General features: G+C 57.0%; 10 protein-coding genes. All 10 read left to right on the top strand.

Going from position 1 to position 10,702, the window contains the following annotated elements; genetic code table 11:
• Positions 1 to 143 precede the first annotated feature (143 nt).
• The 10 genes from panB to nth all read left to right on the top strand — a co-directional run bounded on the left by panB (position 144) and on the right by nth (position 10,474).
• Complete coding sequence (gene panB, locus ACTVIM_RS10455; protein ID WP_033019572.1) at positions 144 to 983, top strand: 3-methyl-2-oxobutanoate hydroxymethyltransferase; 840 nt, start codon at positions 144 to 146, stop codon at positions 981 to 983.
• Positions 980 to 1,849 carry a pantoate--beta-alanine ligase gene (panC, locus tag ACTVIM_RS10450; RefSeq protein WP_033019573.1) on the top strand — a complete coding sequence of 290 codons (870 nt, stop codon included), beginning with the start codon at positions 980 to 982 and terminating at the stop codon, positions 1,847 to 1,849. The genes panB and panC overlap by 4 nt, the downstream gene beginning before the upstream one ends.
• Before the next feature lie 13 nt (positions 1,850 to 1,862).
• Positions 1,863 to 2,246, top strand: a complete 384-nt coding sequence (gene panD, locus ACTVIM_RS10445; RefSeq protein WP_033019574.1) for an aspartate 1-decarboxylase — start codon at positions 1,863 to 1,865, stop codon at positions 2,244 to 2,246.
• A gap of 39 nt (positions 2,247 to 2,285) precedes the next feature.
• Positions 2,286 to 5,015: an ATP-dependent DNA helicase DinG gene (gene dinG / locus ACTVIM_RS10440; RefSeq protein ID WP_445612562.1), complete on the top strand. Its 2,730-nt coding sequence runs from the start codon at positions 2,286 to 2,288 to the stop codon at positions 5,013 to 5,015.
• A 430-nt stretch (positions 5,016 to 5,445) separates the two neighbouring features.
• On the top strand, positions 5,446 to 5,616 hold the full coding sequence (locus ACTVIM_RS10435) for a YpmA family protein (protein ID WP_081897228.1): 171 nt from the start codon (positions 5,446 to 5,448) through the stop codon (positions 5,614 to 5,616).
• A 6-nt stretch (positions 5,617 to 5,622) separates the two neighbouring features.
• Complete coding sequence (locus ACTVIM_RS10430; RefSeq protein WP_445612561.1) at positions 5,623 to 6,099, top strand: cell wall elongation regulator TseB-like domain-containing protein; 477 nt, start codon at positions 5,623 to 5,625, stop codon at positions 6,097 to 6,099.
• A gap of 21 nt (positions 6,100 to 6,120) precedes the next feature.
• Positions 6,121 to 7,302 (top strand): pyridoxal phosphate-dependent aminotransferase, encoded by a 1,182-nt coding sequence (locus tag ACTVIM_RS10425; protein WP_033019577.1) that lies wholly within the window; start codon positions 6,121 to 6,123, stop codon positions 7,300 to 7,302.
• A 168-nt stretch (positions 7,303 to 7,470) separates the two neighbouring features.
• Positions 7,471 to 8,766, top strand: a complete 1,296-nt coding sequence (asnS, locus tag ACTVIM_RS10420; protein WP_445614347.1) for an asparagine--tRNA ligase — start codon at positions 7,471 to 7,473, stop codon at positions 8,764 to 8,766.
• 63 nt (positions 8,767 to 8,829) lie between these two features.
• Positions 8,830 to 9,537 (top strand): DnaD domain-containing protein, encoded by a 708-nt coding sequence (locus ACTVIM_RS10415; protein WP_445612560.1) that lies wholly within the window; start codon positions 8,830 to 8,832, stop codon positions 9,535 to 9,537.
• A 283-nt stretch (positions 9,538 to 9,820) separates the two neighbouring features.
• Positions 9,821 to 10,474, top strand: a complete 654-nt coding sequence (gene nth, locus ACTVIM_RS10410) for an endonuclease III (RefSeq protein WP_144975037.1) — start codon at positions 9,821 to 9,823, stop codon at positions 10,472 to 10,474.
• The last annotated feature ends 228 nt before the right edge of the window (positions 10,475 to 10,702 follow it).

The following is a 10,702-nucleotide window of genomic DNA, read 5'->3' as shown; positions in this document are numbered from 1 at the left end:
TGATCCTTGCAGGAAGGACTGGGACAGAGGGATGAACGGGGCCGACGGCGGTTGAGCAGCGTCCTTCTTTCTCAAGGCGGAAAGAAGGACGCTTTCTTTCGGGCGGTTCATCTCCTCTGCAGCGAAAAGAGGAGGGAACGAACGTGAAAACGAAAGCCGATTTCTTGCGCATGAAACAGGAGAGCGAGCCGATTGTCATGGTGACCGCCTATGACTTTCCAGCGGCGAAGCTCGCTGAGCAAGCGGGAGTCGACATGATTTTGGTCGGCGACTCACTCGGCATGGTCGTGCTCGGCTACGACTCGACGATCCCGGTGACGGTCGATGACATGATTCATCACACGAAAGCGGTCCGCCGCGGTGCGCCGAATACGTTTATCGTCACCGACATGCCGTTTATGTCGTACCACACATCGAGAGCGGAGGCGCTGCACAATGCTCGGCGCATCATGCAAGAGTCGGGGGCGAACGCCGTCAAAGTCGAGGGGGCGGATGAAGTCGTCGATGTCATCGCCGCCTTGACGAAAGCCGGGGTGCCGGTCGTCGCCCATCTTGGGCTGACGCCGCAGTCCGTGGGCGTGCTTGGCGGCTACAAAGTGCAAGGCAAAGACGCGGAAAGCGCCAAAAAACTGCTCGAGGATGCCAAGCGGTGCGAGCAGGCGGGAGCGATGGCCCTCGTCTTGGAGTGCGTGCCGAAGCAGCTCGGCGCGGCGGTTGCGCGCGAGCTGGCGATTCCTGTCATCGGCATCGGCGCTGGGGCCGATGTCGACGGGCAAGTGCTCGTCTACCATGACTTGCTTGGCTATGGGGTCAGCCGCGTGCCAAAGTTTGTCAAACCGTACGCCTCCATCCAAGAAACGATCGTCGCGGCGTTGGCCCACTACGCCGCGGAGGTTAAGCTGCGCCAATTCCCGGAGCCGGCGCATACGTTTACGATGAAGGAAGAAGAATGGGTAGCGTTATACGGAGGAACATCATCATGATCATCATCGACCGCATTCTTGACATGCAGGCGCTCATGCGCCGATGCCGCCGCGAAGGAAAAACGATCGGATTCGTCCCGACGATGGGCTATTTGCACGAAGGACATGCCGCCCTCATCGACAGGGCGCGGGAAGAGAATGACGTAGTCGTTGTCAGCATTTTCGTCAACCCGCTTCAGTTCGGCCCAAATGAAGATTTTGCCCGTTATCCGCGCGATTTCGCCCGCGACCGGCGCATCGCTGAACAGCACGGAGCCGACGTGCTCTTTCACCCAGAGGCGGGGGAAATGTATCCGGGGCCGCTCACGGTGCAGGCCGTCGTGAAAGCGCGCACCGATGTATTGTGCGGACGGTCGCGGCCCGGGCATTTCGACGGGGTGGCGACGGTGCTTATCAAGCTGTTTAACATCGTCATGCCTGACCGCGCCTACTTTGGCAGGAAAGACGCCCAGCAAGTGGCGGTTGTTGACGGCCTCATTCGCGATTTCAATTTTCCGATTGAGCTCGTGCCGGTGCCGACGGTGCGCGAGGCCGACGGGCTGGCAAAAAGCTCGCGCAACGTCTATTTGTCCCCGCAGGAACGGCGTGAGGCGCCGGCGCTCTATCAAGCGCTCCAGGCCGCAGCGGCGGCTGTTGAGGGCGGGGAACGGAGCGCGGCCGCCATTCGTCGCCTCGTCCGCGAACAGATTGAAGCCCATACGAACGCGGAGATCGACTATGTGGACGTATGCTCATATCCGGACTTGGCGCCGTTGGCGGTGTTAGAGGGCACCGTCATTATCGCCATCGCCGTCCGGTTTGCGAGCGCCCGGCTGATTGACAATCTCATCCTTGAGCTGCCCAAGGCGCCAAGACAAGAGGAGTAAGGGGGGATCACCCATGTTTCGCACGCTCATGAACGCGAAAATTCACCGCGCCCGCGTGACGGAAGCGAATTTGGATTACGTCGGCAGCATTACGATCGACGAAGATATTTTGGATGCCGTCGGCATGGTAGCTAATGAAAAAGTGCAAGTGGTCAACAATAATAATGGAGCCCGTTTTGAAACATACATCATCCCCGGCGAGCGGGGCAGCGGCGTCTTCTGTCTAAACGGCGCCGCCGCCCGTCTCGTGCAAAAAGGGGATGTCATTATCGTCATTTCGTATGCGCTTGTTCCCGAGGACAAAGTGTCTAAACACCGGCCGAAAATTGCGATTATGGATGAAAACAACCGAATTGTCCAGCTAATTGCTGAAGAGCCGGCACATACGATTTTATAAAGGGGGCTTTCCGCCCCTTTTCGTTTTGAGGTGATGAAAATGGCCACCCGCTTTGTCATTATTGATCTAGAAACAACTGGAAATGGGCCGAAAAAAGGAGATCGGATCATTCAGCTCGGCATGGCGGTTGTGGAAAACGGCTTGATCGTTGAGCGGTTTTCCAGTTTTTTTAACCCGGAACAGCCGATTCCTTTGTTCGTCCAGCAGCTGACAAACATTAACGAAGAGACGGTGGAAGGGGCGCCGCTGTTTGCCGACAAGGCGGGCGAGATCGCGGCCATGATGGATGATGCGTATTTTGTCGCCCACAACGTCGATTTCGATTTGCCGTTTTTGCAGGCTGAGCTAGAACGGGCCGGTCGCCCCCCGTTCACCGGCCCGACGATTGACACGGTGGAGCTCGCCCGCATCGTGCTGCCAACGGCGGAAAGTTACAAACTCAGCGACTTGGCGAGGCAGCTCGGCCTCCGCCATGATCGCCCCCATCAGGCGGACAGCGATGCCGAAGTGACCGCCAAGCTGCTGCTCGCTTTGCTTGAGCGGCTTGGCCGCCTGCCGCTCGTGACGCTCGAACAGCTGCGGCGCCTCGCCCGCCGCCTCAAGAGCGACATTTACTTGCTTCTTGATGCGCTGATCGCGGAAAAACAGCGAGAAGCGCCGAACGACCAACCATTTGTCATGCATGGCGGCATCGCTCTGAAACGGCCGGCCCCAGCGCGCCCGGAAAAAGAAAAGGGGGCTGTGGCCGCTTCGTTCGCCGCCTTCTCTGAACAGGAGCCGCCGTTGCCGCTTCCCGGTTACAAGCGGCGTCCGACGCAGTGGGAGATGATGCGGCTCGTCTATGAGGCGCTGTCGACATCTCAGCACGCCATGATGGAGGCAGGGACCGGGCTTGGCAAATCGCTCGCTTACTTGATTCCAGCCGCTTTTTTCGCCGGTGAGCGGCAAGAGCGGGTCGTCATCAGCACCAATACGATCCAGCTGCAAGAGCAGCTTATCCGCCGCGATGTGCCGGTGCTGCGAGAAGTGGTGCCGTTTCCGCTTCGCGTGGCCGTGCTGAAAGGGAAACAAAACTACCTCTCCATCGAGAAGTTTGCTTCGTTTTTAGCCGAGCCGTCCGATCCATACGATGCCGTCCTTTTGAAATGTCAGCTGCTCGTTTGGCTGCTGGAGACGGAGAGCGGCGATTTGGATGAGTTGAACGTTCCATCCGGCGCCCGGATGCTGTTAGCGGACCTTGCCATTGGAGAAGAGGAAGAGGGTGGGCGGCACCATTTTTTCGCCGCAGCGAAAAGACGGGCTGAAGAGGCTGATCTCATCATCACGAATCATGCTTTTTTGCTTCATGATTTGACGGCTCCTCGGCCGCTTTTCCCGCCGTTTCGCTATCTTGTCATCGACGAAGCGCATCGGCTGGAAGACGCGGCGGCCCGTCATTTTGGCGAGCGGGTCGACTACGTATCGTTTCGCTTCCTGACGGCGAAACTCGCGCAAACGATGGCGAAGCGAAGGGAAGAGGAGCAGCGTTGCGAGGCGCGAGCGACGCTTGCCCGTTGCCAACGGCTTCTTGAGGAGCTGCAGTTTGAAGGGGATGAGCTGTTTCGGCTGTTGCGCCGCTACGCGCTGGCAAAACAGCCAGCCAGAGCCGGGCGTTGCCGTTATCGTTTTTCCCCGGCCGATGAGCGCGGACAAACATGGGAGGCGGCCGTCGAGTTGTGTTGGCGTCTCCGCGATGCGATAGCGGCGCTGGCAGCGGCGGTCCAACCGCTGTTGGCGACCGAGAACGAGACGATGGCGCTGCCCGTCTCGTTCTCGGCTGATATGGCCGCGCTTCGCCGGCACATCGCCGCCCTCGTTCGGTTGCTGACAGAAACCGAGGAAGGAGTCGTGCGCTGGATGGAAGCGGACGAAAAGGGGGCGGCGAACGCCGTCCGTCTTTATGCGCAGCCGGTCGATCTCTCCGCTTTTTTCGCGGACCGGTTGTTTATGAACAAGCGGAGCGTCATATTGACTTCGGCGACGCTCACGGTGCGCGGTCAGTTCAGCTACATGGCGGCGCGGCTCGGCCTCGAAGAATTTTATCCGCTTTGCCGCTCGTTTCCAGCTCCGTTTCGCTATGAGGAACAGGCGGCGCTCTTTGTGCCGACCGATCTGCCGCTTGTGTCAGCCGTGCCGCTGGAACGGTACGCGGAAGCGGCCGCCGCGGCCATCGTTGCGATCGCGCGCCGCCTCGGCCGGCGGATGCTTGTGCTGTTTCCTTCCTATGAATTGCTGAAGCTGACCGCTGAAGCGCTCAAGGCCGAGGAGGGAAACGAGCCGTTCGTGCTGATCGCCCAAGGAGTGCAAAGCGGCAGCCCGACGAAACTTTTGCGGACATTTTTGCAATTTGATCAAGCGGTGTTGCTGGGAACGAGCAGTTTTTGGGAGGGAGTCGATTTGCCGGGGCCGGCGCTCGCCGCCCTCGTCATCGCTCGTCTGCCGTTTGCTTCTCCTGAGGATCCGGTGGCGGCGGCAAAAAGTGAACGGATTCGCGCCGCGGGGGGCGATCCGTTTGCTCGGCTCTCGCTTCCCGAGGCGGTGCTTCGCTTTCGCCAAGGATTCGGCCGCCTGATTCGCACGGAACGCGATAAAGGGGTGGTGTTTGTGCTTGACCGCCGGTTGCTGACCGCTTCCTACGGGGCCGATTTTTTGGCTTCCTTGCCGCCGCTTCCGGTGCACGAAGGGCCGCTTGCCGCGCTGCTCGAGGCGGCGGAAGACTGGCTGGCATAAGGCCGGCGCGGCTTTTTAGCGTTCCTGAAAAAATGATGAGCTTGAGAAAACGGCGGAGGGGGATGGAGGAAGAGCGGTTCCGCCCGTCTTTTTCTCATAAAGAGGAGAAAAACGGCGCAATCTAAAGATGGCGTCCACTCGCCAAACAGAGCGCAAAGCAAGAAGCCCCGCGCAAAGGCGGGGCGGGAAAGAGGCAAATTTGCGTTGGCGGTGTAGGCGGGCAAATTTGTTATGAAATGGTCGGACAAACCTGCTATAATAGGGAAGAAGCACAAGGTGCCAAACAGGCGTCTCCGCCATGCCGGCTGGCCGCAAAAGGCGAAGACGCGCAACCGGTGTGACGTTTGCGGCTGCTGTATTTGTATTGTTGCCGGAGCCGCCCGTCTGTATAAGTAACAAAATTTGCGCCGCACAGGAGGAAGCGACGAAAATGGAAAGCAAAATCGAAGTGCTCGCCACCGTCAAAATTCAGCATTCCGAGGACTTGTACAAGATCGTCGATTGCCTGAACCGGACGCTCAAGCGCGACAATTTGATGTTCGGCCTTGCTTTGGATGAAAACGACAAGCGCCAAGCCGTTTTTACCATTTACCGGACGTGATCGGCCATGAAAAAGTGGGGATGGCTTCTATTGCTTTTTTTTGCCGTTCTCGTGTGGCAGGCGTGGTCCATTTATAGCGAAGCGTTGGCGCCCAAGCGCGCGATGGTCGCGCGCGCCTTGGAGCGGGCAAAGGAAGCGGCGGAGCTTGTCGAGATCAAGAAAGTCTATACATATTATGGCGATGAAGCATACACCGTATTCATCGGCCGCGCCAAGCGAGGGGAAGATCTCGTCGTGTGGGTGCCAGAAAAAAGCGGGGATGTCGTCGTTCGGCGAGCAGATAGCGGCATCAGCGAGGCGGAGGCGCGCGCCATTTTGCGGCGCGATCGCCACCCGCAGCAGGTGATTGACGCCACGCTCGGCATGGAAAAAGGCGTGCCGGTTTGGGAGTTGACCTATATGGACGACGAGGGAAGATACTCGTTTTACTATTTGCACTTCACCGACGGCTCTTTTTTGAAAAGGTACAGCTTTCAACGATGACGATACGAGGGGGAAAAAGCGATGAAATTGGCAAAACGGGTAGCGGCGCTGACGCCGTCGGCTACACTGGCGATTACGGCGAAAGCGAAGGAGCTGAAAGCGGCCGGGCACGATGTGATCGGGTTAGGAGCCGGCGAACCGGATTTCAACACGCCGCAGCACATTATCGAGGCCGCCATTCAAGCCATGAACGAAGGGCATACGAAATATACGCCATCGGGCGGACTGCCGGCGTTGAAAGCGGAAATTATCAAAAAGTTCGCTCGCGACCAAGGGCTCGATTATGAACCGGCGGAAGTGATCGTATGCGTCGGGGCGAAACATGCGCTGTACACGCTGTTTCAAGTGCTGTTGGACGAAGGCGACGAAGTCATTATCCCCACCCCGTATTGGGTGAGCTATCCGGAACAGGTGAAGCTGGCGGGCGGCGTTCCCGTCTATGTGGAGGGGCGGGAGGAAAACGGCTTTAAAATGACGCCGGAGCAGCTGAAAGAGGCGATCACGCCGCGGACGAAAGCGGTCATCATCAACTCGCCGAGCAATCCGACCGGCATGATTTACACGGCCGAAGAATTAAAAGCGCTCGGCGACATTTGCTTGGAGCATGGGGTGCTGATCGTCTCCGATGAAATTTATGAAAAACTCATTTACGGTGGGGCAAAGCATGTGTCGATCGCCGAACTGTCGCCGGAGTTAAAGGCGCAGACGGTCATTATCAACGGCTTGTCGAAATCGCACTCGATGACAGGCTGGCGCATTGGCTACGCGGCGGGGCCGAAAGAGATCATTCGCGCGATGACCGATTTGGCCAGCCATAGCACGTCCAACCCGACCTCGATCGCCCAATACGCGGCGATCGCTGCTTACAGCGGCCCACAGGAGCCGGTGGAACAAATGCGCCAAGCGTTTGAACAGCGCCTTCATATCATCTACGACAAACTCGTGCAAATTCCGGGCTTTACGTGCCTGAAGCCGCAAGGGGCGTTTTACTTGTTCCCGAACGCTCGCCAAGCGGCCGCGATGGCGGGCTGCCGCACGGTTGATGACCTTGTCGCCGCCCTGCTCGAAGAAGCGAAAGTGGCCCTTGTGCCGGGTTCAGGATTTGGGGCGCCGGACAACGTTCGCCTCTCCTATGCGACTTCGTTAGAGGCGTTGGAAACCGCCATCGAACGCATTCGCCGCTTTATGGAAGCGCGCGCGTAACAGCGATCCGCCCGCCTCTTTGGCCGCTAGGCAATGGAAGGGCGGCTTTGCTTGAAGCAAAGCCGCTTTTTCCGCGCTTCAGCTGGGGATCGGGTTGTCGCGGCGGGGCGGCATCATGAGGACAAACGCACAGACAAGGTGATAAGAGGAAAGGAAGGGAATGGATACGTGAAAACGACAACGATTGCGGAAGTGAATCAATACGTCGGACAACAAGTGACGATCGGCGCTTGGCTGGCGAACAAGCGCTCGAGCGGAAAAATTGCTTTTTTGCAGCTGCGCGATGGAACGGGCTTTATTCAAGCGGTGGTGGAAAAAGCCAATGTTTCCGAAGAAGTGTTTCAGCGGGCAAAAGCGCTGACGCAGGAAACGTCGCTCTATGTGACCGGCACGGTGCGCATCGATGAGCGCTCGCCGTTCGGCTATGAACTATCGGTTTCCGATTTGCAAGTCATTCATGAAGCGGTCGACTACCCGATTACGCCTAAGGAGCACGGCGTTGAATTTTTGATGGACCATCGCCACCTTTGGCTGCGGTCGCGGCGCCAGCACGCCATCATGAAAGTTCGCAACGAGATCATCCGTGCGACGTATGAATTTTTCAATGACCGCGGTTTCGTTAAGGTCGATGCCCCGATTTTGACCGGCAGCGCGCCGGAAGGAACGACCGAGCTGTTCCATACGAGATATTTTGAAGAAGACGCGTATTTATCGCAAAGCGGCCAGCTTTATATGGAAGCGGCCGCCATGGCGCTCGGCAAAGTGTTTTCCTTTGGTCCGACGTTTCGCGCCGAAAAATCGAAAACGCGCCGCCATCTGATCGAGTTTTGGATGGTTGAGCCCGAAATGGCGTTTTATGAGTTTGAGGACAACTTGCGGCTGCAAGAAGAGTATGTGTCGCACCTTGTGCAGTCCGTGCTCGCTCGCTACCGGCTCGAGCTCGGTCGCCTTGAGCGCGATACGGCCAAGCTGGAATTGGTGAAGCCGCCGTTCCCGCGCTTGACGTACGATGAGGCGATCGAACTGCTGCATGACAAAGGGTTTACCGATATCCAATGGGGCGATGATTTCGGCGCGCCGCATGAGACGGCCATCGCTGAAAGTTTTGACAAACCGGTGTTCATCACTCATTATCCGACATCCTTGAAGCCGTTTTATATGCAGCCGGACCCGAATCGCCCGGAAGTGGTGTTGTGCGCCGATTTGATCGCGCCGGAAGGATACGGGGAAATCATCGGCGGCTCCGAGCGCATTCACGATTACGAGCTGCTCAAAAAGCGCCTCGAGGAGCATCATTTGCCGCTTGACGCTTATGCGTGGTATCTCGATTTGCGCAAATACGGTTCCGTGCCGCACTCCGGATTCGGCCTTGGCTTGGAACGAACCGTCGCGTGGATTTGCGGCGTTGAGCATGTGCGCGAAACCATTCCGTTCCCGCGGCTGCTCAATCGTCTTTATCCATAATCCCTCGGCAAAAAAGGGTTTTTTCGCCGCCGGCATGGTATACTATCATTGAGGTGCATCGGCATGGAAAAGAAAAAAGTGGCCGAATGGCTGGCGCAAGGAAGCATTGCTGTTTCCAAACTGCTGCTTGACCGCTACAAGCAGCTCGGCTTGGACGAAAGGGAACTTGTCCTGCTTCTGCACATGCAGTCGTTTTTCGAAGCGGGGGTTTCGTTTCCAACACCGGCTGAACTGGCTGACAAAATGACGATCTCGGCGGCGGAATGCATGGAGATGGTGCGGCGGCTTCTGCAAAAGGGAATGATCGCCATCGAGGAACAGACGGATGAGCGAGGCATTCGCAGCGAAAAATATACGCTCGAGCCCCTCTGGGAGCAGTTGGTGCACCATTTGTATACAGAAGCCGTTCGCAGCGGGCAAGCTGGCGAAGAGAAGGCGGAGGAAAGCTTATACACCGTTTTTGAACAAGAGTTTGGCCGCCCCCTTTCCCCGTTTGAATGCGAAACGCTGGCGATGTGGATCGATCAAGACGGCCACGAGCCGGCGATCATCAAGGCGGCGCTGCGCGAGGCCGTGCTGTCGGGAAAATTGAATTTCCGCTACATTGATCGCATTTTATTCGAATGGAAAAAGAACGGCATTCGGACGATTGAACAGGCGCAAGATTACGGAAAAAAATTCCGCAAACCGAAGCCGTCCGCTCGTCCGGCGAAGCAGGCGACAGGGGAATTTCAACCGACGATCCCGTTTTTCAACTGGCTCGATTCCTAAACGGCCGGTGAACACCAACGGCTCCCCGCGATCGATGAGGAAACGTGGGAAAAGAAGCGCCGATGCGGCAAGGAGGTTCTCGTTGAAAAACGGGGCTGGGATCCGACCCGCTTTCGTCAAAGAACGGGAAAGACCGACAGAGCGGGGAAATCACAAGGGAGGAAACGGTCAGTGACTCGGGGGCGGTCAGCGCCCTTCGATCATCGGTCTCCGAAAACGAGAGGCGTTGTCTCTCGTTTTTGTTTGGTCTGCGAGCGCGGCAACGAAAGGAGGGGGAAGACGGGTGCTGACGAAACAGCAAATCCGTTATTGTTTGGATGTCATGGCGCGCATGTTTCCCGATGCGCATTGCGAACTTGTGCACCGCAATCCGTTTGAGCTGTTGATTGCGGTTGTCCTGTCGGCGCAATGCACGGACGCGTTAGTCAATAAAGTGACCAAACGGCTGTTTGAAAAATATCGAACGCCGCATGACTACGTCGCTGTGCCGCTGGCGGAGTTGGAGCAGGATATTCGCTCGATCGGTTTGTATCGAAACAAGGCGAAACATATTCAAAAGTTGTGTGCGATGTTGATAGAACAGTATAACGGCGAAGTGCCGCGCGACCGCGATGAATTGATGAAGCTGCCGGGAGTGGGACGGAAGACGGCGAATGTCGTTGTTTCTGTCGCGTTTGGCGTTCCAGCCATCGCCGTCGATACACATGTGGAACGCGTCAGCAAACGGCTCGGCTTTTGCCGCTGGAGCGACTCGGTCCTCGAAGTGGAACAGACGCTGATGAGAAAAATCCCGAAAGAGGAGTGGTCCATCACCCACCACCGGATGATTTTTTTCGGCCGCTACCATTGCAAGGCGCAAGCACCACAATGTCCGGTCTGTCCGCTGCTTGAGCTATGCCGGGAAGGAAAAAAACGAATGAAAAAGCGCGAGCCATAACTTACCCGCGCTATATAAGTTGCAATAAAGAATTTCCGATTTTTCGTTGCGGGTTTCATCTAAGTGCAAGTTGATATGAGAGGAATCAGCGGGATGTAAAACAAAATTTCAACTTATATAGAAAAAGGGCTGTCCGATAAGTCGCTAAAAAATAAAGCAAGTGGAGAAAAACCTTTCGTTTCTCTCCACTTGCTTTTTGTTTCAACGTTGGTCTGAAAGCAGCTGGCG

The organism is Geobacillus sp. YF-1, assembly GCF_052692335.1.
This window is presented reverse-complemented; position numbering and strand designations above follow the sequence as displayed.

Coding starts and splice junctions, on each gene's coding strand:
- panC (WP_033019573.1), top strand. CDS start 980: ATGATCATCATCGACCGCATTCTTGACATGCAGGCGCTCATGCGCCGA.
- panD (WP_033019574.1), top strand. CDS start 1,863: ATGTTTCGCACGCTCATGAACGCGAAAATTCACCGCGCCCGCGTGACG.
- dinG (WP_445612562.1), top strand. CDS start 2,286: ATGGCCACCCGCTTTGTCATTATTGATCTAGAAACAACTGGAAATGGG.
- ACTVIM_RS10435 (WP_081897228.1), top strand. CDS start 5,446: ATGGAAAGCAAAATCGAAGTGCTCGCCACCGTCAAAATTCAGCATTCC.
- ACTVIM_RS10430 (WP_445612561.1), top strand. CDS start 5,623: ATGAAAAAGTGGGGATGGCTTCTATTGCTTTTTTTTGCCGTTCTCGTG.
- ACTVIM_RS10425 (WP_033019577.1), top strand. CDS start 6,121: ATGAAATTGGCAAAACGGGTAGCGGCGCTGACGCCGTCGGCTACACTG.
- ACTVIM_RS10415 (WP_445612560.1), top strand. CDS start 8,830: ATGGAAAAGAAAAAAGTGGCCGAATGGCTGGCGCAAGGAAGCATTGCT.